The sequence below is a fragment of the Pseudomonas sp. RU47 genome (assembly GCF_004011755.1).
Classification (GTDB): Bacteria; Pseudomonadota; Gammaproteobacteria; order Pseudomonadales; family Pseudomonadaceae; genus Aquipseudomonas.
In genome coordinates this window covers 750,709-771,781 of the sequence record NZ_CP022411.1, presented here as the reverse complement: position 1 = coordinate 771,781, position 21,073 = coordinate 750,709, and the positions used below count along the sequence as shown (strand labels likewise).

General features: G+C 61.5%; 21 protein-coding genes. 12 read left to right on the top strand and 9 right to left on the bottom strand.

What is annotated here, in order from left to right:
- Positions 1 to 109: 109 nt before the first annotated feature.
- The 8 genes from cpaB to CCX46_RS03325 are packed head-to-tail and all read left to right on the top strand — an operon-like array spanning position 110 to position 7,558.
- The gene (gene cpaB, locus CCX46_RS03360) at positions 110 to 1,051 is read left to right on the top strand and encodes a Flp pilus assembly protein CpaB (RefSeq protein WP_127925703.1); all 942 of its coding nucleotides are present in this window, start codon (positions 110 to 112) and stop codon (positions 1,049 to 1,051) included.
- A gap of 20 nt (positions 1,052 to 1,071) precedes the next feature.
- Positions 1,072 to 2,289 (top strand): type II and III secretion system protein family protein, encoded by a 1,218-nt coding sequence (locus tag CCX46_RS03355; protein WP_127925702.1) that lies wholly within the window; start codon positions 1,072 to 1,074, stop codon positions 2,287 to 2,289.
- Positions 2,286 to 3,476 carry an AAA family ATPase gene (locus tag CCX46_RS03350; protein WP_127925701.1) on the top strand — a complete coding sequence of 397 codons (1,191 nt, stop codon included), beginning with the start codon at positions 2,286 to 2,288 and terminating at the stop codon, positions 3,474 to 3,476. The genes CCX46_RS03355 and CCX46_RS03350 overlap by 4 nt, the downstream gene beginning before the upstream one ends.
- Positions 3,473 to 4,741 (top strand): CpaF family protein, encoded by a 1,269-nt coding sequence (locus CCX46_RS03345; protein ID WP_127925700.1) that lies wholly within the window; start codon positions 3,473 to 3,475, stop codon positions 4,739 to 4,741. The genes CCX46_RS03350 and CCX46_RS03345 overlap by 4 nt, the downstream gene beginning before the upstream one ends.
- A gap of 18 nt (positions 4,742 to 4,759) precedes the next feature.
- Positions 4,760 to 5,644: a type II secretion system F family protein gene (locus CCX46_RS03340; protein WP_127925699.1), complete on the top strand. Its 885-nt coding sequence runs from the start codon at positions 4,760 to 4,762 to the stop codon at positions 5,642 to 5,644.
- A 1-nt stretch (position 5,645) separates the two neighbouring features.
- On the top strand, positions 5,646 to 6,530 hold the full coding sequence (locus CCX46_RS03335) for a type II secretion system F family protein (RefSeq protein ID WP_127925698.1): 885 nt from the start codon (positions 5,646 to 5,648) through the stop codon (positions 6,528 to 6,530).
- A 22-nt stretch (positions 6,531 to 6,552) separates the two neighbouring features.
- Positions 6,553 to 7,275, top strand: coding sequence for a tetratricopeptide repeat protein (locus CCX46_RS03330; RefSeq protein ID WP_127925697.1), 723 nt, complete (start codon positions 6,553 to 6,555; stop codon positions 7,273 to 7,275).
- A 10-nt stretch (positions 7,276 to 7,285) separates the two neighbouring features.
- Positions 7,286 to 7,558: a DUF3613 domain-containing protein gene (locus tag CCX46_RS03325; protein WP_127925696.1), complete on the top strand. Its 273-nt coding sequence runs from the start codon at positions 7,286 to 7,288 to the stop codon at positions 7,556 to 7,558.
- A 118-nt stretch (positions 7,559 to 7,676) separates the two neighbouring features.
- Here CCX46_RS03325 and CCX46_RS03320 read toward each other — a convergent pair whose 3' ends face one another.
- From CCX46_RS03320 to CCX46_RS03310, 3 genes are all read right to left on the bottom strand, one after another.
- Entirely contained in the window at positions 7,677 to 8,039 is a 363-nt protein-coding gene (locus tag CCX46_RS03320; RefSeq protein ID WP_127925695.1) for a DUF6124 family protein, read from the bottom strand.
- Positions 8,040 to 8,928: 889 nt separating this feature from the next.
- Positions 8,929 to 9,717, bottom strand: a complete 789-nt coding sequence (locus CCX46_RS03315) for a response regulator transcription factor (protein WP_127925694.1) — start codon at positions 9,715 to 9,717, stop codon at positions 8,929 to 8,931.
- 126 nt (positions 9,718 to 9,843) lie between these two features.
- A complete protein-coding gene (locus CCX46_RS03310) occupies positions 9,844 to 10,314 on the bottom strand; it encodes an A24 family peptidase (RefSeq protein ID WP_127925693.1) in 471 nt (156 codons plus the stop codon).
- A gap of 75 nt (positions 10,315 to 10,389) precedes the next feature.
- Here CCX46_RS03310 and CCX46_RS03305 point away from each other — a divergent pair, with 75 nt between their 5' ends.
- Positions 10,390 to 10,833, top strand: a complete 444-nt coding sequence (locus tag CCX46_RS03305; protein WP_123376941.1) for a TadE/TadG family type IV pilus assembly protein — start codon at positions 10,390 to 10,392, stop codon at positions 10,831 to 10,833.
- Positions 10,830 to 13,583 (top strand): PAS domain-containing sensor histidine kinase, encoded by a 2,754-nt coding sequence (locus CCX46_RS03300; RefSeq protein ID WP_127925692.1) that lies wholly within the window; start codon positions 10,830 to 10,832, stop codon positions 13,581 to 13,583. The genes CCX46_RS03305 and CCX46_RS03300 overlap by 4 nt, the downstream gene beginning before the upstream one ends.
- Here CCX46_RS03300 and CCX46_RS03295 read toward each other — a convergent pair.
- The 5 genes from CCX46_RS03295 to CCX46_RS03275 all read right to left on the bottom strand — a co-directional run bounded on the left by CCX46_RS03295 (position 13,580) and on the right by CCX46_RS03275 (position 18,110).
- Positions 13,580 to 15,583, bottom strand: coding sequence for a pilus assembly protein TadG-related protein (locus tag CCX46_RS03295; RefSeq protein WP_127925691.1), 2,004 nt, complete (start codon positions 15,581 to 15,583; stop codon positions 13,580 to 13,582). The genes CCX46_RS03300 and CCX46_RS03295 overlap by 4 nt on opposite strands.
- A 237-nt stretch (positions 15,584 to 15,820) precedes the next feature.
- Entirely contained in the window at positions 15,821 to 16,378 is a 558-nt protein-coding gene (locus CCX46_RS03290; protein ID WP_127925690.1) for a DUF4136 domain-containing protein, read from the bottom strand.
- Between the two features lie 53 nt (positions 16,379 to 16,431).
- Positions 16,432 to 17,046, bottom strand: a complete 615-nt coding sequence (locus CCX46_RS03285; RefSeq protein WP_127925689.1) for a DUF4136 domain-containing protein — start codon at positions 17,044 to 17,046, stop codon at positions 16,432 to 16,434.
- A 12-nt stretch (positions 17,047 to 17,058) separates the two neighbouring features.
- Positions 17,059 to 17,808, bottom strand: a complete 750-nt coding sequence (locus CCX46_RS03280) for a methyltransferase (RefSeq protein ID WP_127925688.1) — start codon at positions 17,806 to 17,808, stop codon at positions 17,059 to 17,061.
- Positions 17,808 to 18,110, bottom strand: a complete 303-nt coding sequence (locus CCX46_RS03275; RefSeq protein ID WP_007914625.1) for a MazG-like family protein — start codon at positions 18,108 to 18,110, stop codon at positions 17,808 to 17,810. Before CCX46_RS03275 ends, CCX46_RS03280 begins: the two co-directional genes overlap by 1 nt.
- Before the next feature lie 244 nt (positions 18,111 to 18,354).
- Here CCX46_RS03275 and CCX46_RS03270 point away from each other — a divergent pair, with 244 nt between their 5' ends.
- Both CCX46_RS03270 and CCX46_RS03265 read left to right on the top strand, forming a co-directional pair.
- Entirely contained in the window at positions 18,355 to 18,648 is a 294-nt protein-coding gene (locus CCX46_RS03270; RefSeq protein ID WP_064388791.1) for a hypothetical protein, read from the top strand.
- Positions 18,649 to 18,838: 190 nt separating this feature from the next.
- Complete coding sequence (locus CCX46_RS03265) at positions 18,839 to 20,188, top strand: MATE family efflux transporter (protein WP_127925687.1); 1,350 nt, start codon at positions 18,839 to 18,841, stop codon at positions 20,186 to 20,188.
- Here the strand turns inward: CCX46_RS03265 and CCX46_RS03260 are convergent.
- On the bottom strand, positions 20,182 to 21,057 hold the full coding sequence (locus CCX46_RS03260; RefSeq protein ID WP_127925686.1) for an alpha/beta hydrolase: 876 nt from the start codon (positions 21,055 to 21,057) through the stop codon (positions 20,182 to 20,184). The genes CCX46_RS03265 and CCX46_RS03260 overlap by 7 nt on opposite strands.
- Positions 21,058 to 21,073: the final 16 nt, after the last annotated feature.

Sequence of the window (21,073 nt, the reverse complement as noted above, 5' to 3'; positions counted from 1 at the left end):
TCAGCTAGCGTGGAAATAGCGAAATAGTTGCATGTTCATAGCTGCCGGATTGGGAACTTCTCTCGTAAGCAAGTGCAGTGGGTAGTGCAGCAGGAAAGGGAGAGCCGTCATGAACAGTCGCGTCACCATGGGCCTTGCAGCCATCCTTCTGCTTGGAGCGATCTTTGTCGGTTACTGGGGGCTGGTGCTCAGTCGTCAACCGGCACCCGTCGCCGAAGCCCCCGTTGCTCCAGCCGTCACCGTTGAAAAAACTGTCGCGATCGCCGAAGACCAGACTCGCCAACCGGTGGTGGTATTGCTGCACGATGTACCGCCCTTCACCGCGCTGACGGCGGCCGATGTCGCGGTGGAAAAACTGCGCAGTGCACCGGCCGGCAGCTTGAGCAATGTCGATCAGGCCATCGGCCGCACACCCTGGCGGCACCTCAGCGCCGGCACTTGGCTGAACGATGAAAGCTTCACCGCCGGCGGCTCACTGGCACGCATGATTCACAGCGATGAACGTGCCCTCACCGTGGCCGTCGACGAAGTGATCGGCGCGGCCGGGCAACTGATCCCCGGCGATTACGTCGATGTGCTGCTGTATCTGCGCCAGGACACCAGCAATCTGGAACAGTCCGCGCAGATCGTCGTCCCGGCCATGCGGGTGCTCGGGGTTGGCGATCAATATGGACTGACCAACGACGGCCAACCTGCTTCGCCGGCGCTGAGCGCCGATGAAAAACTCAAACAGGATCAACGCCGCATCGCCGCGCGCACCGTGGTGCTGGCGGTGCCGGAACAACTGCTCAGCCGACTGATGCTGGCAACGCAAGTCGGCACCTTGCGTCTGGCCGTACGCAGCAGCGAAGAACAACGCCTGGCCAAATACTGGGCCGGCGAAGCTCAGGCGCCAGCACATCTGAGCAGTGCCAACAGCCAACTCTTCCAGTTCACCCAACTGGCCATGGGCGCCGGACCGAAAGCGCCTGCCGGTGGTGGTTCCGGCGCAGCTCAGAAGCCGGCCGTGGAAATTATTCGCGGCAATCAGATCACCCAACAAAACCCATGACTGCGCAAGGATCCAAGGGCATGCAGAGTCGTTTCAGGCCGACATTCAAACCCATGCTGCGCGCCCTGTTACTGATGGGACTGTCGATGGACGCCGCGTTGGCGGCAGTCGGCAACTGTTCGGCACTGGGGCGCATGCCGCCGGTGATCGAAATCGGCGAAGGCTTTCAGCAGGACGTGCAATCGCCGGTGGCGATCACCCGCCTGGCGATTGGCGACCCGAAAATCGCTGACGTACACGCCAACGGCAGCTCGTCCTTTCTGCTCACCGGTGTGGCACCCGGCGCTACCAGTCTGATGGTCTGGACGTCGTGTTCGAGCGAACCGCGCCAGAGCATGGTGTTCGTGCAGGGCGCCGCCACCGCTGCGCTGAGCACCAGCCTGCCGTCGGATGATCCGAGCCTGCCGTCGCAAGTGCAGACCGATATCCGCTTCGTCGAAGTCAGCCGCACCAAACTCAAGGAAGCCACCGCCTCACTGATCGGCACGCGCGGCAACTTTCTGTTCGGCTCGCCCGGCACCCTGCCACCGATTGATGGCGTGCCGCAGCCACGTCTGCCAGTGGACAACTCACTGTTCAACTTCTCGTGGGTCGGCGGCAAGACCATGGCGATCATCAATGCCCTGGAAACCAGCGGCTTCGCCTACACCCTCGCGCGGCCGAGTCTGGTCGCGTTGAACGGGCAGAGCGCAAGCTTTCTGGCCGGCGGTGAAATTCCGATTCCGGTGCCCAGTTCCGGCAGCGACAGCGTGTCGATCGAATACAAGGAATTCGGTATCCGCCTGACCCTGACGCCAACCATCATCGGCCGCGATCGCATCGCCTTGAAGGTCGCCCCGGAAGTCAGCGAACTCGACTTCAGCAATGCCGTGCAGATCGCCGGCACCACCGTGCCCGCTCTGACCATCCGCCGCACCGACACCAGCGTGTCACTCGGCGATGGCGAGAGCTTCGTCATCAGCGGCTTGATCAGCACCACCAACAGCTCGCAAGTGAACAAGTTTCCCGGCCTCGGCGATATCCCGGTGCTGGGTGCGTTTTTCAAGGGCTCGCAGATCAAGCGCGAAGAACGCGAACTGCTGATGATCGTCACCCCGCATCTGGTCCAGCCATTGGCCGCCGATGCGCAACTGCCGTCGCTACCGGGCGAAAAACTGCGTAATTACGATCCGAATTTCTACCGCATGTTCTTCCTTGAAAACGGCAACTTCGACAAGCGCAGCGGGTTATCGCAATGAGCCAGAGCCTGAGCCAGACCTTTCTCGCCATCACCCGCAACAGCACCGATCTGGAGTGGCTGCAGGGCGCGCTCGCGCCGCTCGGTCAGGTGGTCAGCGCCGGTGGCGGCAGCCTCGATGAACTGCTGGCGCTGGTCGACGTGACCTTTGCCAGCCTGGTCTTCGTCGGTCTTGATCGTGAGCACGTGGTCGCTCAAAGCGCGCTGATCGAAGGCGCGCTGGAGGCCAAACCGATGCTGGCGATCGTCGCCCTCGGCGACGGCATGGACAATCAGTTGGTGCTCAACGCCATGCGCGCCGGCGCCCGGGATTTTGTCGCCTACGGTTCGCGTTCCAGTGAAGTCGCCGGACTGGTACGGCGCTTGAGCAAACGCCTGCCACCCGTGGCACCGAACACGCAACTGGGCGGGCTCACGGTCATGTATGGCGTGCAGAGCAGTTCCGACGGCGCACTGTTGGCCAACCACATGGCGATGGTGGTGCAAAAGAGCGGCCAGCAAACCTTGCTGCTCGATCTCGGTTTGCCGCGCGGTGACAGCCTCGCCCTGCTCGGGCTGGAGAGTTCTTTTCACTTCGGCGATGCCTTGCGCCACTTGCGAAGGCTCGACGCCACGCTGATCGACAGCGCCTTCACCAGCGCCGAAGCCGGCCTGCGGATTCTCGCCTACGCCAGCAACGATGAACCGCTGGAAAACACCAGCGCCGCCGAGCTGTACATGTTGCTCAGCGCCTTGCGCCAGCACTTCCAGCACATCGTTGTGAACCTCACCGGACAGACCGACAGCGAAGCCTTGCGCACCTTTGTCAGCCACTGCGACAAGTTGCTGTGGTACACCGACCAGAACGTGCTCAACTGCCGACGCAACCTCGCCGTGCTCAATCTGTGGCGGGAAAAAGGCATGAAGCTCGACCATGGACGCCTGCTGATCGACCGCTACCTGAGCAACGTCGCGCCCAATTCGGAAACCCTCGGCAAGACCTTCAATCTGGAAGTAATCGCCACGCTGGCCCTCACCCCCGAAGTGCGCCTGAACGCGAAAAACCAGGGCGTCAGCCTGTTCGAGCTGGCCCCGCGGGAAAAACTCACCCAGAGCCTGCGCGCCCTCGGCGAACGTCTGGCCAAACGTTCCGAAGGCCTGGCCAAACCGAAAGTGACCTGGTTCGACCGCTTGCGAGGCACCTCATGAGCGCAGAAAAACTCTTCGGCGCGGCGCCCCGCAGTGGCGTCGGCAACAGCGATCACGAAGGCCTGAAACTGGTCCTGCATCGCTACATCATCGACGCCCTCGAAGAGTCCGGGAAAAACCTGCTGGAAGGTTCACGCCAACAACTCGCGCAGTTTGTCACCGACAAAGTCGCCGAATACATCGCGCGTTTGCACCTGGCGATTTCCCGCTACGAAATGGAGCGTCTGGCCGAAGAGATCGTCGACGAGCTCACCGGTTTCGGTCCACTGGAAGTGTTGCTGCGCGATCAGTCGGTGACCGAGATTCTGGTCAACGGCCCGCACCGGGTGTTCATCGAACGCGACGGTGTGCTGCACCAGAGTGACCTGCGGTTTATCGACGCGCACCACGTCGAACGCGTGATGCAACGCATCCTCGCGCCACTCGGTCGGCGCCTCGACGAGTCTTCGCCGATGGTCGATGCACGCCTGCCGGATGGCAGTCGGGTCAACGCGATCATTCCGCCGATCGCCCTCGACGGTCCATGCCTGTCGATCCGTAAATTTCGCAAGGACATGCTCAAGAGCACCGACCTGATGGCGATGCAAACCATCGACCTGTCGATCTTCGAGTTCTTTCAGGACGCGGTCGGCAAGCGCTGCAACATCTTGATCAGTGGCGGCACCGGCACCGGCAAAACCACGCTGCTGAATATTCTCAGCCAGTTGATCAACCCGCACGAACGTCTGGTGACCATCGAAGACGTCGCCGAATTGCAGCTCGGTCACCCGCACGTGGTGCGCCTGGAAACGCGGCCGCCGAATGCCGAAGGCCACGGTGAAGTGAAGGCCAGCGACCTGATTCGCAACGCCCTGCGGATGCGCCCCGACCGGATCATCCTCGGCGAGATTCGCGGCGTCGAAGTGGTCGACGTCCTCACGGCGATGAACACCGGCCACGACGGCTCGATGAGCACCGTGCACGCCAACAATGCGCAGGATGCCCTGCTGCGCCTGGAAACACTGGTCGGCCTGACCGGCCGCTCCATCGCCGAACGCACCCTGCGCCAGATGATCTGCGCCGCCCTCGACGTGATCATCCAGTTGACGCGCATGCCTGACGGGCGCCGCTGCGTCAGTGAAGTGGTGGAGGTGGTCGGCATTCGCGAGGACGTCTACGTCACCAACACCCTGTTCCGCCTCGACCGCCGCAGCGGTTTCGGCTTCCTGCGCGAAGCCGTCAATCCGGCCGGCGACAAGCTGCGCCACGAAGCGCATCTGGGCTGACGGCAAGGAGCACCGAGCATGCTGGGACCGATCATTCTCATTGTTGTCTGCCTGACGCTGCTGGGGCTGTCGATCCGTCTGTTCCTGCAAGGCCTGCGCAAGACCGCAACGGAAAAAGTGCTCAACCGTCTCGCCGCCGGACAGCCGCAACTGGCGCCAGAAAAACCTGTGTGGGTCGGACTGGAGCGGATGTTTCTGCGTGCCGGACTGGGCCGCCCGACCGAGCGTTTCGGCCTGTGGCTGAGTCTGTGGGCGCTGGCGATGGCGCTGGGTTATTTTCTCGCCGACTGGATCGGGCTGCTGCTGATGATCTTCGTTCCGCCACTGGCGCTGCGGCTGTACATCGCCGTGCTCTACCAGCGCCGGGTCAAACGCATGATCGAGCAACTGCCGCAGTTGCTTGATCACACCGTGCGCAGCCTGAAGTCAGGGCGCACCCTAAGTGACGCGGTCATGGGCGGCATCGAAGCCAGTGAAGACCCACTGAAAAAAGCCATGGGCCGGGTCCAGCGCAACGTGCAATTGGGCGTGAACTTGCCGGACGCCGTCAGCGACTTTGCCGAACTGTATGAACAAGACGAACTGCGCATGTTCGCCCTCGGCCTCAAGGTCAATCATCGCTACGGCGGCAACGCCAGCGAGCTGCTGGAGAACCTGATCAAACTGATCCGCGAACGCGACCAGGGCGCGCGGCAACTGCGTGCGCTCACCGGCGAAACGCGGATGACCGCCTGGGTGCTCGGCTCGTTGCCGCTTCTGCTGGTGAGTTACTTCATGCTGACCAATCCTGGCTACATGCTCGGGATGTGGAACGACGCGAGCGGCCAGCACATGCTGATCAGCGCTGCCGTGTTGCAAGTGTTCGGCAGCCTGGCGCTGTGGCGCATGTTACGGAGCGTCTGACATGGTCTGGCTCGCGGCTCTGATGTTGCTGCTCGGTTCCCTGCTGCTGGTGGTCAATCACTTGCTGACCGAACGGCGTCGGGTGCGTCAGGTCAATCAGCGCTTGCAAGGGCATCTGGTGCGCGAGAATCGCTTCGGCAGCTGGTTGCGCGTACTGGGCAGCAGCAAGTTCGGCCAACGCTCGGTGAGCATCGACAGCGAAACCCAGACCCTGCTCAACCGCATCGGCTGGCGCCGCGCCAACGAACGAGCGCTATTCGCGGCCTGCCAGATCGGCACGCCGCTGCTGACACTGGGCCTGGCGATCTTTCTGCAAGAAGTGTTTTTCCCCCAGGCCAGCAACCGCTGGATCGTGCCGATGCTCGCTACCGGCGGCGGTTATCTGCTGCCCAAACGCTTGCTGGCCTACGCGGCGGCACGTCGGCAGAAAACCATCGCCGTGGAGGTGTCGACGTTCATTCCGCTGCTGCGCATCCTCTTCGAATCCGGCATGGCCGTCGAACAGGCCCTGCGTGTGCTCAGCATTGAGGCGCAAAAACTGCTGCCGGAACTGACCAGCGAATTGCGCCTGATCCTGACCCGTGTCGACTCCGGTCTGGAACTTGGCCAGGAGTTGAACAAAGCGGCGGTGATGCTCGCCGTCGATGAGTTCAGCGACACCTGCGTGATTCTCCAGCAACTGATTCAACAGGGCGGCGGCGCGATGAAATCGCTGCTGGCGCTCAAGCAACTGCTGGATGACCGCCGCCTGACGCGCTTGCAGGAATACATCTCGAAAATGTCCGCGAAGATGTCGGTGGTGATGATGCTGTTTCTGTTTCCGGCACTGCTGATCGTCCTCGCCGGCCCGGGCTTCACCGCGATAGCCCGGGCATTCGCCAACTGACCTTGCTCATGGAGAGCGTTTGATGAAAGTACTGATAGTCATGGCAAGTCTATTGATGCTCGGCGGTTGCGCCACCGACGGCCAGGCACCGTGGACGGCGCTGCTGTCACCGAGCAGTTGCAGCAAAATGACCCAGGAGCAGGAACTGGCCCTGAACCTCGCGGACGACCTGGCCAACGACGGCAAACTGCACGCCAGCCTCGCCAACCTGCAAAGCCTGCCGGACAACATCAGCGAAGTGCGCCTGCGCAAAGCCAAGGTCTACCGCCTGCTCGGCCGCAGCGAAGCCGAGCCGTTGTACCGCGGCCTGCTCGGCGGCTGCCTGACCGCCGAAGCCGAACACGGCCTCGGCCAACTCTACGCCGCCCGCGGCGACAACGGCCAGGCCCAGGCCCACCTGCAACGCGCCGCCCGCCTGGCCCCCACCGACGAAAAAATCCGCAACGATCTCGGCGTGGTCTACCTCAACCAGCTACGCCTCAACGACGCCCGCTTCGAGTTCCTTACCGCCATCGAACTCAAGCAGAACAACCAACTGGCAACCCTGAACATGGTCACCCTGCTGCTGTACCAGAACGACTGGCCACAAGCCGCCGAAATCGTCAGCCGCGCCAAACTGACTCCGGAACAATTCACCGAAGCCCAGGAGCGCGCAGAAAAACTCAAAGCCCCGGTCAAGACCAAACCGGCCACCAGCAATCAAGTGGCCGCCGTCGCTGACCCGTTGCCGTCATCGCTCAAATAAGGAGACAGCCATGAACCCCCTTAAAGGCCTGTGCTACCTGACCCTCCTCAGCCTGCCCCTCAGCGCCGCCGCCATCGACGCCGGCCCCGCCTCGGCGCAACAACAGGAAACCGAAGGCTGGCTGGTCCTGCAAAGCCGCAACAAAGCCGCCTCGCCCAAACCCCAAACAGCGACCGCGACCGAACGGGATCTGGCGATGCAGCGCTGGTTGAAGAAGTACAAATATGAGATCCCGGATTTTTATGATCCGGATGCGGGTGGGAAGATCGAGACCAGGAATTAGTGATGTGGTGATCTTGCGAGCGCTTTCGCGAGCAGGCTCGCTCCCACCTTTTGAAATGCACTCCACCTGTGGGAGCGAGCCTGCTCGCGAAGAACGATGACGCGGTGTGCCTGCCGGATCAGGTCTGCGGGTCCACCCGATCCAATGCCCGGTTTACCGCCAGCTCGGCCAGCATGATGATCTGCTGAATCGCCAGCGCGGTATTGCGCTCGGGCCGGCCCAACTGATCGGCAAAGTTACCCGCCAGCGTATTGGCTGAGGCCAGGGATTCGCAGGCGTGGGCGAGCAGGCTTTCGGTATCGATTTTCGGATGGATGAGAAACATCGTGCTGGGCTGGCGGGGTTTTGCAGGTTCGGGACAGAGGTAGAAATCGAGAGCGCGTTTGATGGCTTCGCGGTTTTTTTCGAGGTTGTCGGCGCGGATGGCTTCTTCGAGCGGGGTGGTGGATTCGGTGGGTGGGTCGGGGATCAGTTTGTCCATTGAAACAACTCCAAAGTCTCTGCCACCACCCACTGCCATTCTCACGGGGCAAAAGGTGGCAGCTGTATGCAGGGTGAGAATACCGGTTATGGACACCCGGCCAGACCGAAGTCTGCCCGCAAACAGCCGCCATGACACATTGCAGACAGCAGACAAGCTGGCGGCGATTATGCGTGCACAAAGACTTGATGACCATAAATTGCCGGGTTCTCACACCCGATCGCTGAGTGTTCAGCGACAGCCAGAGACTAGAGAGCGCACGTCCGACGGACAACCTGAAAACAGTGTGGGAAGGTTCCTGTTATCTGCAACAAATTTAAACAGCCAAAAGCCAACCCTCACCCTAGCCCTCTCCCAGAGGGAGAGGGGACTGACCGGGGTGTTTGGTAGAGGTACGCCGACGTGAAATACCGCGTCGAACTCAGATTCTGAAAAGCACCAGATCAGCTCCCTCTCCCTAGGGAGAGGGTTGGGCGGGCGGCGTTCCGATGAGGGGCAAACCCACCACAAAACTAAAGCCGAACACCCGCTCTTCACCACTCAATAGGCCGAGTGTCAGCTCGCCTGCTTTTGATCTTGGAGCCCGTCGGCAGGCTGAGTGGAGGGATTGATCCGGGGGTAGGCGCGCAGCGCCGTTCGACGAAGTCGAACACATCGAAAGGAGGTGCAGCGAAGCAAACCGGAAGCGATGCCCCCGGATCGATCCCGGAGCGAAGGAACCCCGAGCCCTAGCGAGCGGGCCGAACGTCAGGGCGCAGACCTTTTGGTTACTTTTGGGGCGTTTGCCAAAAGTGACCCGCTGTAAGAGCGGAACCGCCAGCGGCAACACCCGCAACAACGGATATTCACCCAAACCACCCACAACCTGGTCGGCCCAAAGGCCGCCAAGTCAATGCGCCGTAACCCGCTGCCGAGAAGCAGAAGCACTCGGCGACAAGGCCAAAGCCAACTGCGTCCGATTATGCATATGCGTCAACCGCAACACCTGCGAAACATAAAGCTTCACCGTGTTCTCGGTAATCCCCAACTCACAGGCAATCTGATAATTGGTCTGCCCCTTGCCCACCAACCGCGCCACATCCAGCTGTCGCGGTGACAACTGATTGAAAATCGCCGGCATCTCCTGCGCCTCAGCCTCGCCAGGCTCACCACCCGACACATCGCGAGTCACCGCCGCAGGATTGCGCCGCACCTTGTCCAGATCCTGGTACAGGTCATCAATCGACTCAGACAAATACTGCAACTTCTGATTCAAATGCCCCAGCTGCAGATTCTTCTGCCGCTCCTGCAGAGCCACCTCCTGACGCCGCACACCTTCCAGCAACTCATCCAGATCAATCGGTTTCTGATAATAATCGGCAATCCCTGCACGCAACGCCTTGATCACATCCTGCTTGTCGGCACGCCCGGTGAGCATGATCGCCTCAAAAGCCCGATGCTTGCCCGCCAGCCGCTGCAATGCCTGGATCAACTGAATGCCATCCATGTCCGGCATGTGCAGATCACTCAGCACCAGACCGATTTCCGCGTCCTCACTGAAACGCTCGATCGCCTGCTGACTGGACTCACACGGCACACAGCGATAACCGCTGCTTTCAAGAAACTCGCACAACTCCTCCACAATCAACGGCTGATCGTCGACCACGAGGACTTTTACCGCAGACGTAAGCTTGTTCACGTGCTACTCCATGTCCCAGGCCAAAGCTGACCATTCCTGTACTGCCAGCCTTTGGCTGTATAACCAGTTCCTTTGAAAGTAGACGTACTTTCCGACTATGTACATAGGACTAGTGGCGCTTGGCGACTAATGGATCCAAAGCAGAACAAGCACCGTCCCAAGCAGCACAAACGGTGCAAATGGCAGCTTTTTTGACATAGTTGGCCCCAGATATCGCAGACGATCTCTAAGCCCTTGACTCATATGAAGCCAGACTCTTGGCGCCAGCAGCATCCAGACCACGCTGGCGAGCCCAGCGCCAATAAATACCCCAAGAATGAACAGACCGTCCGTCGCAAGCCCCAGAGCTGTCATTAATTTCACATCGCCGGCGCCCATGCGGCCCATGAAAAAACCCGGCAGGGTCAGTGCCAGCGCAATCAGGCAGGCCCAACCGCCCTGCCCCGCTTCCGCGCCCAGCCAGGTGCTGCCGGTGCACAACAGCCAGATCAGCGCCAGCGCGGCGACGCCGAGGGTCAGCGCATTGGCAATGCGGCGCTGGCGGGCGTCTTGCGCCGCGCACAGCACGAGCCAGATCAGGAGGATAAAACTGTGCATCCGGTAAAAACCGTCCGTTTTTGCTGAATGATTCTATGCTGATACTACGCAGTGACAGTCAGGGTAGACGCACTCATGAAAACCGGCTTTCGGAAGTCGCAAAAAGGTGCGGTGGCGATCGAGTTCGCCTTGGTGTTCATCATCTTTTTCGCCGTATTTTACGGTCTGGTCAGCTACAGCCTGCCCTTGGTGATGATGCAATCATTCAATCAGGCCACGTCCGAGGCGGTGCGCCGCAGTGTCGCGGTCGACCCCAACACTCCCAACTATTCAACGGTCGTGCTCAACACCGCGAACGCCACGCTGACCCAGCAATTGTCCTGGATTCCGCCGGTCTTCAACCTGGTGGTCGGCGTTGATACCAGCAGCCAATACAGCGCGTCAGGCCTGCTGACGGTGCGAGTGGATTATCCGGTCAGCAAGTTGAATCAGGTGATGCCGTTCCTGGTGCTTCCGGTCGTTGGTACAGTGCCCAGTCTGCCCACCTATCTGACTGCCAAATCGAGTCTGCAATTTTGACGTCGGGGGACAAACTCTTCGGGCGCTTGCTCAAACGCACGCCGCCCGCCGCCCACGAGTTGCCCGACCCACTCGGCTCACCCGCAACAGGCTTGCACCTGTACCTGAACGACGACGCTGGCGTGCTGCAAATGGCCGGCCCGTTGCGCCATCTGCTGGCGCAGCACAAACCGCACCAGCAACCCTTGCCACTGAGCGCCTATCTGTTGCCCCACAGCACATTGACCATCGAAGGTCGGCCGAGGGAGTGGCAAGGGCTACTGCTCGATCTCGACTTTTCGGGATTGGGCGAACAGCCCTTGCACTTGCGTGGCTGGGTGCAACCGCAGGGCGAAGGCTGGTTGATGCAGTTGATCGATATCGCCGACCTGCTGTTCGAACGCCAGCAATCGCGCCAGCGTGACGCCTGCCAATTGATTGCCGGGCAGATCAGCGAACAGTTGCGCGCGTGCAGCCCGCTGCGTTTGCCGGTGATCGTCAGCGAACAACTGCAGGTGATTGCCCAGCACTGGCACATCCCTTGTCTGGCGTTGGCCTTGCTCGATGATGAGGCGCAGGGCTGGCAGATTTATCGCCAGTATCGCGCCCACGATGCGCCGACTTTGTGGCATGACGATCAGCGTCTCGGCACGCCGCTGGACAGCCTCAACGGCGCTGCACCGCAGCGTGTTGGCGCGCACCATGGCCTCGATGAACATTCACGGGTGCAGGCTCTGTTTGGCAATGCCGAAGGTTTCGCGGTGCCGTATAGCGATGAACGCGGTGTGGTGGCCTGGCTGCTCTGCGGGTTTTATCCCGTGGACAGCGCCGCGCCGTACCTGACCGAACGTGACTGGATGGCGCTGCTCGCCGCGCTGGCCGGGCCGTTGCTCGGGCGCCTGCGCGAACAGCAGCATCACCGGCAACTGGAGCGCATCGAAGCGCTGCAAACCCTGTTGGGTGCAGGCTGGTGGGAAATCCTCGGCGGTGACGACAACATTCAACTGGCGCCTGCGTTGGCTGCGTCCCTGCAACTGAACAATGACGGACTGGCGCTGGAAGACTGGCTGGCACAGATCCATCCCGCCGACCGCGACGAGTTGCGCAGCCGTCTACAGGCCTTGCAGCAACATGGCGAAGCCCTGACGCTGTCGGTGCGCCTGCGCAATGGCGATCCCGCGCAGGCGCCAACGTGGTATCGCGTGCAAGGCCAAGTGATTGGCAGCGGCGAGCATCGCCGGCGAGTCGGTTTCATGCTCGACATCAGCGACATCCAGAACCAGCAGCAACGAGCCGCCGCCGCGCATGCACGGCTCGACAACCTGATCGCCAGTTCGCCGGCGGTGATTTACGTCCAGCAGTATCACGAAGGCGCGCTGATCCCGGCGTTCTTCAGTGCCAGCCTGCAACCGCTGCTGGGCTGGAGTCTTGCGGACTGCGGCAACAGTGCACTGATCGAGATGATCCACCCTGACGATCGCGACCTGTATTTCGCCCGCAGCCGCCAGTTGCTGCGTGAAGGCTCAGTGCGCGCGCGTTATCGGCTGCGCGACCGGCATGGCGAATATCACTGGCTGCTCGATGAAGCCAGGCTGCTGCGCAACGACCTTGGCCTGCCGGTGGAAGCGGTCGGGTTGTGGCTGGACGTCACCGAAGCGACCCTGGCGGCCGAGCAGGTGAAAAAGAGCGAGGAGCGCTACCGGATCCTGGTGGAGGACTCGCCGGCGATGATCTGTCGCTACCGCCCGGACCTGACTCTGACTTTCGGCAACCGGCCGCTGGCGACCTATCTGGAATGCACGCCGGAAGAGTTGCCGGGGGTCGATCTGGGCAGTTGGATGTCCGACGAGCAACGCGCCGCGTTCATCCAGCGCCTCGCTTCACTGACGGCGGAGCAGCCGGTGAGCACCGCAGAAATCAGCCTGCAACTGCCCGGCCGCGAACACGCCTGGTGGGTGTGGTCCGATCGCGGCGTGTTCGATGAACACGGCCAATTGATCGAAGTGCAAGCAGTGGGCCGCGACAACACCGAGGTGCGCCGCTCGCAACAACAGCTCACACAAAGCGCGAAAATGGCCACACTCGGCGAAATGGCCACCGGCCTGGCCCACGAGATCAATCAGCCGCTGAACGTGATGCGCATGGCCATCGTCAATGTGCTCAAGCGTCTGGGCAATGGTGATGTACAGATCGATTACCTGACCGACAAGCTCAACCGCATCGACGCGCAGGTGCAGCGCGCCGCGAAAGTGGTCGATCACATGCGCGTGTTTGGCCGGCGTTCGGAGATCGAACAGCAACTGTTCAACCCGGCCTCGGCCATTGAAGGCACGCTGTCGTTGCTGGCCGAAGGCATGCGCGGCAAAGGTGTGGATCTGCGCATCAGCGAGACCGGGTTCGAGGTTCAGGTGCGCGGCTACGTCGATCAGCTTGAGCAGGTGCTGATCAACCTGATGGTCAACGCGCGCGACGCCTTGCTGAGCAAGCGCGAGAAGGATTCATCCTTCAAACCGTGGATTTCGATCTATGCCGAACGCGATGAACAGAGCGTGCGGTTGTGGGTCGAGGACAACGGCGGCGGCATTGATCCGCGTCTGCTGGAGCGGATCTTCGAGCCGTTTTTCACCACCAAACCGATCGGCATCGGCACCGGGCTGGGGTTATCGGTGAGCTACGGCATCATCGACAACATGGGCGGCCAGTTGAGCGTGCGCAATTCGGCGCAAGGCGCGCGGTTCTGCATCAAGTTGCCGGTTGCCGTAGACGCCTAGATCACCAGATAGGCCTTGCCGGTCTGGCCGCAAGTCATATTGGCGCCGACGTCGACGTCCATCAGGTTGATGCCCAGGCCTTTGAGCAGGTTGTTCAGCAGCGGATCGAGCAACGGGCTGATCAGGTTGGTCACCACCGGCAGCAACTTGCTGGTGACATCGCTGATCAAAGAGGCAACGCCAGTGACGACGGCACCCAATGGATTGCTGCCCTGCGGTTTGTAGACAATCAGATTGATCCCCGCGAGGGTGCTCGACAGACTGCCGACGATATTGTTGGTCGGCACCGCCGGCAAGATGCTCGGCGGCAGTTTGAGATTGGCCGGGGTGGCGAATGGTGTGCTGCTGGAGAACACCAGGTTCTGGGTATTCTGCGCGACGCTGGTGTCGAGTTTGATCGCGATGCCGCCTGCGCCGTATTGAACATGGGTGGCAGGGTCACAACTGCCGATGCCTAGAATCTTGTGGCACGTCACGATACCAAGATCGACCAGTGGCAATGGTGCGACCGCGGGCGGGGCAGACGAGGAAAATGCACTGGTCGGGTCGATTTTTCCCAGCTTGAGATCGGCGATGGAGGTGACGGTTGTGGCGGTCAGACTTTTACTGCCGGTATTGCCGGTCGGGCAGCTGTAATCCGTGACATAGCTTTGTGCCCCACCGGCATCCAGAGCGATATCGATTTGCGGCGACGGCAGCAGTTTCGGATCAAGCTGCTCGCAACCGGCCCCCAACAAACAGCCAAGCGAGTTGAGTGTGTCCACCAGATTCAGGCTCAGCAACGCGTTAAGCGTCGGGGTCAAAGTACCGACCAATCCAAACACCGCATTGGCCAGCCCCGTGACCCCGGACAGCACCGGCAAACTCACCGACAACATCGTGCGAACCTGCGCCGTGCGCACATAAATCCGATCTGGCGCATGCGGGTCGGGATTGGCCTTCGCCCGCGCCGGATCGCCAATCGCAGAGAACTGCGGCGGCTCGATCACTTTCACCCGCACCGTGACATTCGCCAGCCCCAGCACGCTGATCGGCAATGTCGCCGCCACCGCACTCTTGCTGTTGGCCAGTTGCACCACGCCCTGAATCAGTTGCAGCAGTTGCAGATTGGCGTCCAGCCCTGCCGCCGTGGTGCCGGTCTGCAATTGCAGGATGTCACCCAGTTTGACCGGCGCCGCGTTGATCGCGGCCACCTGCAATTGGCCCAGTGCGGTGATCACCTGCGCGGTCGCGCCATTGAGCTGCACCACCGTTGCCGCCGCCTGAATCAGTTGCGTCACCGTGGCCTGAGTGTTGAGTAATTGCGTGTAGTTGCCCGCCGCGACGTTAAGATTGATCGCCAGTTGATCAAGGTATTTGAGCAAGTTGATGTCGGTGTTCAGCAGGCCATCCCAGCCCAGAGCCGTGAGGTTGACGTTGCCGCCCAATAATCCGGAAAACAGCGGGTTGAGGATGTTCGACTGCGCCGTATCAATGCTGGCCAAGGTGCTGCGTATATTCAGTTGGGCCACCGTCGGCTGCGGTTTGGCGGCCACCGCCGAGGCATTGAGCGTGGTGTTGAGACTGACCGGGGTGCCGCTGAACAAGGCCTGTACGCCACCGGCAAAACTGGTGGTCACCGTGCGACTGGCGACGACTTTGACCGCTGCCGCTTGCGTGGCATCCACTGCGAACGTGCGCAGGCCGGAGGCTGGAGTGACCAGGGTGCCGCACGTGGTGGCGAGGGTGTTGCCGGCATCGACTATGTAGCCATTGCGCACGGCGCTTTGCCCGGCGTAACTGGCAGCGCTCAGGCCCGGCAGGCAATTGCCGCCACGGCTGACGGCTTCGAGGGCGGCGTTGTCGACCACCCGCTGCAACTTGCGTTGTTCCATGTACAAGCGGCCGGTGTCGACCACCAGCAACATCATCACCACCGCCAGACTGAGCGTGGCCGCCGCCATCAAGCCGATCGCCCCGCGCTGGCGGGCCGGGCCGTTGAATCGCGAACGAGGCGACATGGCGCACTCCTTTGCCGCTAGCTCCATTGGTGCAACTGAGTGTAGACGCGCCTAATGGCAACGCGCCATTTCGAACAGACAAACATCCCTGTGGGAGCGAGCCTGCTCGCGAAGACGTCGTGTCAGATAAATAGCAGTTGAATGACACCCTGCTTTCGCGAGCAGGCTCGCTCCCACATTGGAATTTAGGGTGGAGCAAAAAAACGGGAGCTCAACAGCTCGCACTTTTTAACGGATTCAACGCGGTGGATAGTTGGCCAGAATCCGCGTGACCGTCTCGCGGATGGCGTTGCTGCGATCATCGGGATTCGGCTTGCCGGAGAGCATCTGCTCATCGCTGCCGCGCCACACCAGTTTGCCGTCCTTGCCGTCGAGCAAGTCGATCTGGATGGTCGCGACCTTGTAGGTAATGTTGCGCGTTTCGTTGTACATCGGCGCGCCCCAATAGCCGTTCCACGGGCCGCCCCAGCCGCCGCCGTAGTTGGTCGTCACTTGCTGCTGACGATCCTCGACGATCAGATAAGTCTGCACATTCAAGTCACCCTTGGCGCCCGCCGCCGCGGGACGCAAACCGCGCTGGTCGAGCTGATCGGCCACGGCCTGGCGGATGCGTTGCTCGGTCAGGTCGCTCTTGATCCGTGGATCATCGGGGCGGTATTGCAGAGCGGGGTCTTTCCAGCTCCAGCTGCGATAGGCCGCAAAGTCGCGGTTGGCATCGAAGTCGTGATTGACCTGGTTGGCGGCGCAAGCGCTGAGCAGCGCGACCATGGCCAGTAGAGCGAGACGGCGGAACATGGGTTTTCTCCGGTTGAAGACATGAACCTGCGGCAGCTTCTGATGGGCAGGAGCTAACTGGGAGGATACGCCGACATGGCTTTTTCCACAGCTTCGCGGATCGAATCGGTGCGATCGATTTCGCTGCCCTTGTTCGCGGTTTCGGCACTGGCGCTCCACACCGGTTGCCCGCTGCCAGCGTCGAACAGATTGACCTGCACCACCACGACTTGCTCGGAATACGTGCGTACGATCGGCACCGTGTTGTACATACCGTAACCGCGTCCATATCGATCATAGCTGCCGTATCCACCGCCGTAATAACCGTAGTCATCCTGAACCTGGCGCAAACGGGTTTCCAGACGCAGATCGGCGCTGACCAACAGGTCGGCCGGGCGGTTGTCGTGCAATGGACGCAAGCCGCGCTGATCCAGGGCATTGCTTACCGCTTCGGCCACTTGCGCCGAATCGGCCCAGGCCGTGCCCGGTGGCAGTTGCCCATTGAGCCAGGCCCAACTGCGATAACGCCCATAATCACGCGGCGGCGCCGGGTACGCGCTGCGGTCGAAGGTGGTGGCGGCTTGCGCTGGTGCCGGCGGTAAGGGCCGCGATTGCGCCACGTACGGGTTGCTGCTCTGGCAAGCAGCCAAGCCCAGACACATCAGCAGTAACGCGGATTGAGCTTTCATGTCGCGCTCCGATCAGATCGGCCGGCAGATCCAGTGCAAGTAACGCCCAAGCCCGGCGAAGCTTGGGTGACGACGGTGAGCGAGCTCCATCTCGAGCAAATCCACGAGTTCGGCGCGGGCCTGGAATTCCACCGGCATATAGTCATGGAAAACGCGGATCCCACTCTGGCTTTCGACCTGCCACAAGCCTTCGAGTTGCGTTGCCAATTCCCTTGGATCGAGCGGCTGCTGCGGGGTCAGGCTCTGCTTTTCGCCGGCCATGACGTTCTTGCGCATTTTCTTGAAATGGCCTTTGAGCAGGTTGCGGTAGATCAGCGCATCGCGGTTGTAGAACGCCAACGACAACCAGCCACCGGGTTTGGTCAGTTGATGCAGCACCGGCAGGATCGCGTGGGGTTCGGCGAGCCATTCGAGCACCGCGTGGCAGATCACCAGATCGTACGGCTCGGTGAGTTGGCCGAGCAGTTCCTGCCACGGCGCCTGAATGAACGTCGCGGTTTGCCCGGCGTCGGCGAAACGCTGGCGCGCGCCTTCGAGCATCGGTGCGGCCGGCTCGGTGAAGGTCACCTCGTGACCGCGTTCGGCCAGCCACAGCGACATGTGGCCAAGACCGCCGCCAATGTCCAGGACGCGCAACGGACGATCCGGCAGCGCTTCGGCCAGGTCAGCCTGCAACACCGCGAGACGAATCGCGCCTTTGGCGCCGCCGTAGATTTTTTCGGCGAAACGCGTCGCCAACTGATCGAAATGCCGGTCGCTCATCAGCTGAACCGCCGTTCACTGTCGGCGAGCTTGGCACGCACCACTTCATTCATGTCCAGCCCCAACTCGCTGCACAGCAGCAACAGATACAGGACGATATCGCCGACTTCCTGCCCGGCATGGGCGAGTTTGTCAGCGGGCAACTGGCGCGACTGGTCTTCTGTCAGCCACTGGAAGATTTCCACCAGCTCGGACATCTCGACACTGGCCGCCATGGCGAGGTTTTTCGGGCTGTGAAATTGCCGCCAGTCATTGCGGTCGCGAATGGCGTGCAGGCGTTCGGTCAGTTCAACAAGGTTCATCGGGCTCTCCTGAAGGCGTATAGCTTCGGGGGGATACGCCCTGAAGGCAAGCAGCGCAGACGATCTATTGTGGGAGCGAGCCTGCTCGCGAAGACGGTATGTCATCAACCATTGATTTCACTGACACAATGCCTTCGCGAGCAGGCTCGCTCCCACACAGAATGGGTGCAAACCTTCTATCATGCAGGGAACTCGGCCACCTGCGTTGTGGCCCAAGGCTCAGCTCTTTCATCAGGATGCACACATGCAGGTAGAAAGCTTTTTCGAATGGCTCGGCCAGGCGCTCGGTTCGATCATCCGCTTTATCGTCGACGGCCTCAGTGGCTTGTTCAATATTCTGAGCAATGCCGGTGGCAACTTTGTCGACGGGCTGGCGAAGACGTTGGGCATGGACACCTCGATCATCAGCATCATCGCGCTGATTGTCGGGCTGATGCTGTTGTGGTCGGCGATTCGCGCGTTCATGAATGCGTCGATCATTGCCGGGATCATCTGGTTGTTGCTGGGGTTGTGGTTGCTTAGCTGGATTATTCACTAGGCCTTATAAGAGCCCCTCACCCTAACCCTCTCCCGGAGGGAGAGGGGACTGACCGGGTTGCTCTGCAGAAATGCGCCGACTTGCGATACCGAGTCGAACTCCAGAAAGAAATCGGCTCCCTCTCCCTCCGGGAGAGGGCTGGGGTGAGGGTGGCTTCTACCGCTACAATGCCGCTCCCCAAGGAGCCCGCATGTCCACTCTGATCGCCGACTGGCGCGACCGCCCGACTCACCGCAAGGTCTGGGCGCTCGCCGCGCCGATGATTCTGTCGAATATTTCCGTACCGCTGGTGGCGCTGGTCGACAGCACCGTCATCGGCCACTTGCCCCATGCCCATCAATTGGGTGCGGTGGCGGTCGGCGCCAGCCTGTACACCTTTCTCGCCTGGGCCATGGGCTTTCTGCGCATGGGCACCACCGGATTTGCCGCGCAGGCTGCCGGGCGCAGCGACGGTGCGGCGTTGCGACAGATTCTGTTGCAAGGCTTGCTGCTGGCGATGGGACTGGCGCTGGTGCTGGGTACGCTGGGCGTGCCGCTGAGCGGGATTGCATTGCACTTCATGCAACCGTCGGCGGAGCTGGATCAGCTCACTCGGGATTTCTTCCACACGCGTCTATTCGGCTTGCCGGCCGCGCTGGCCAGTTATGCGCTGGTCGGCTGGTTCCTCGGTACGCAGAACGCCCGGGCGCCACTGGCGATTTTGCTGACCACCAACCTGATCAACATCGTCCTCAATCTGTGGTTCGTCATTGGCCTGGACTGGGGCGTGGTCGGTTCGGCGCGCGCCTCGGTGATCGCCGAATGGAGCGGCGCCCTGCTCGGCCTGCTGCTGACTCGCAAAGCGCTGCGCGCGTATCCGGGGCACATCGTCTGGGCGGCGTTGAGGGTCTGGCAGAGCTGGCGCCCTTTACTGGCGGTCAACCGTGACATCTTTATCCGCAGTCTGGCGCTGCAATCGGTGTTTTTCCTGATCACCGTGCAAGGCGCGCGGCTGGGCGATTCGACGGTTGCCGCCAACGCGCTGCTGCTCAATGGCTTGCTGTTGACGGCGCATGCGCTGGATGGCCTGGCCCATGCCGTCGAAGCCTTGTGCGGACACGCCATCGGCGCCCGTGATCGCCTGGCCCTGCGTCGTTCGCTGGTGGTGGCGGGCGGCTGGTCGTTGTTCGCCAGCCTCGGATTTGCCGCGCTGTTTCTGCTCGCCGGGCACCTGTTCATCGAGATGCAGACCGATATCCAGAGCGTGCGCGACACCGCGTTCATCTACCTGCCCTACCTCGCCGTGCTGCCATTGATTGCGGTCTGGAGTTACTTGCTCGACGGTCTGTTCATCGGCGCCACCCGCGCACGCGAAATGCGCAACGGCATGCTCGTCACCGTGGCTCTGCTGCTGCCGTTTGCCTGGGCACTGCAAGGCTACGGCAACCACGGGCTGTGGATATCTTTTCTGCTGTTCATGGTGTTACGCAGCCTGACCCTCGGTGCGCAAGCCTGGTGGCTCAAGCGCAACGATGGCTGGTTCTCTGGCGGCGTTCACTGAGTCGGTGTGCGCGCGATAAACCCGACCACCTGATCGAGCACCGGCGCCAGATGCCGCAACGGACGCGACAGGGTCGCCACCAGGGTTATGTGGCTGGGCCGCGAGTAATACAGATCCTGTGCCGGCACCCCTGCCGCGCGCAGCTTGCTGGCGAGACCGCCGGTGTTGCGTGTCGGGTTGACCAGATCATCCTCAGTCGCGGCGATCAACAGGGCCGGCGGCGCGCCATGACTGACATGGTTGACCGGCTGCGATTGCGGCGGCGAGTCCGGCCAGAAGAACACCGGGCGCACCTCGGGATTCTTGATCGGCAGAAAGTCGTAGGGCCCGGCCAGGCCGATCCAGCCCTGCAAATCCCTGGGTGACATGCCCACCGCCGCAAGCCATTCGCCATCCAGCGCGAGCATCGCCGCGTTGTAGCCGCCGGAGCTGTGGCCCATCAGATACAAGCGCTGCGGGTTGCCGGAAAATTCGCGGATATGCGCTTTGGTCCACGCCACCGCCTGCGCTCCATCCTGCAGAAACAGCGGATAACGCACTTGCGGATACAAGCGGTAATCCGCCACCACCGTGACAATCCCCTTGGACGCCAGCGCTTCACCGACAAAGCGGTAGTCGACGCGCGATCCGCTGTTCCAGCTGCCGCCATAGAAAAACACCACCACCGGTGCGCCCGGCATCGGCTGATGCGGCACGTACACATCAAGCTTCTGCCGCGGGTCGTCACCATAAGCGATGCCCGTCGTCTTGTCGTACGTGCTGTCCGGGGTCAGCGCATTGAGCAATTGCACCGGCGAACATCCGCCCAGCGCCAGCAGTAACACCCCGCCGATCACTGCACCAAACCCTTGCCGGAATAACCGTGCCATACGCGCCGAACCTCGC

What these genes read in the sequence shown, in the direction of transcription:
- cpaB (WP_127925703.1), top strand. Translation starts at nt 110, where the DNA reads ATGAACAGTCGCGTCACCATGGGCCTTGCAGCCATCCTTCTGCTTGGA.
- CCX46_RS03355 (WP_127925702.1), top strand. Translation starts at nt 1,072, where the DNA reads ATGCAGAGTCGTTTCAGGCCGACATTCAAACCCATGCTGCGCGCCCTG.
- CCX46_RS03350 (WP_127925701.1), top strand. Translation starts at nt 2,286, where the DNA reads ATGAGCCAGAGCCTGAGCCAGACCTTTCTCGCCATCACCCGCAACAGC.
- CCX46_RS03345 (WP_127925700.1), top strand. Translation starts at nt 3,473, where the DNA reads ATGAGCGCAGAAAAACTCTTCGGCGCGGCGCCCCGCAGTGGCGTCGGC.
- CCX46_RS03340 (WP_127925699.1), top strand. Translation starts at nt 4,760, where the DNA reads ATGCTGGGACCGATCATTCTCATTGTTGTCTGCCTGACGCTGCTGGGG.
- CCX46_RS03335 (WP_127925698.1), top strand. Translation starts at nt 5,646, where the DNA reads ATGGTCTGGCTCGCGGCTCTGATGTTGCTGCTCGGTTCCCTGCTGCTG.
- CCX46_RS03330 (WP_127925697.1), top strand. Translation starts at nt 6,553, where the DNA reads ATGAAAGTACTGATAGTCATGGCAAGTCTATTGATGCTCGGCGGTTGC.
- CCX46_RS03325 (WP_127925696.1), top strand. Translation starts at nt 7,286, where the DNA reads ATGAACCCCCTTAAAGGCCTGTGCTACCTGACCCTCCTCAGCCTGCCC.
- CCX46_RS03320 (WP_127925695.1), bottom strand. Translation starts at nt 8,039, where the DNA reads ATGGACAAACTGATCCCCGACCCACCCACCGAATCCACCACCCCGCTC.
- CCX46_RS03310 (WP_127925693.1), bottom strand. Translation starts at nt 10,314, where the DNA reads ATGCACAGTTTTATCCTCCTGATCTGGCTCGTGCTGTGCGCGGCGCAA.
- CCX46_RS03305 (WP_123376941.1), top strand. Translation starts at nt 10,390, where the DNA reads ATGAAAACCGGCTTTCGGAAGTCGCAAAAAGGTGCGGTGGCGATCGAG.
- CCX46_RS03295 (WP_127925691.1), bottom strand. Translation starts at nt 15,583, where the DNA reads ATGTCGCCTCGTTCGCGATTCAACGGCCCGGCCCGCCAGCGCGGGGCG.
- CCX46_RS03290 (WP_127925690.1), bottom strand. Translation starts at nt 16,378, where the DNA reads ATGTTCCGCCGTCTCGCTCTACTGGCCATGGTCGCGCTGCTCAGCGCT.
- CCX46_RS03285 (WP_127925689.1), bottom strand. Translation starts at nt 17,046, where the DNA reads ATGAAAGCTCAATCCGCGTTACTGCTGATGTGTCTGGGCTTGGCTGCT.
- CCX46_RS03280 (WP_127925688.1), bottom strand. Translation starts at nt 17,808, where the DNA reads ATGAGCGACCGGCATTTCGATCAGTTGGCGACGCGTTTCGCCGAAAAA.
- CCX46_RS03275 (WP_007914625.1), bottom strand. Translation starts at nt 18,110, where the DNA reads ATGAACCTTGTTGAACTGACCGAACGCCTGCACGCCATTCGCGACCGC.
- CCX46_RS03270 (WP_064388791.1), top strand. Translation starts at nt 18,355, where the DNA reads ATGCAGGTAGAAAGCTTTTTCGAATGGCTCGGCCAGGCGCTCGGTTCG.
- CCX46_RS03265 (WP_127925687.1), top strand. Translation starts at nt 18,839, where the DNA reads ATGTCCACTCTGATCGCCGACTGGCGCGACCGCCCGACTCACCGCAAG.
- CCX46_RS03260 (WP_127925686.1), bottom strand. Translation starts at nt 21,057, where the DNA reads ATGGCACGGTTATTCCGGCAAGGGTTTGGTGCAGTGATCGGCGGGGTG.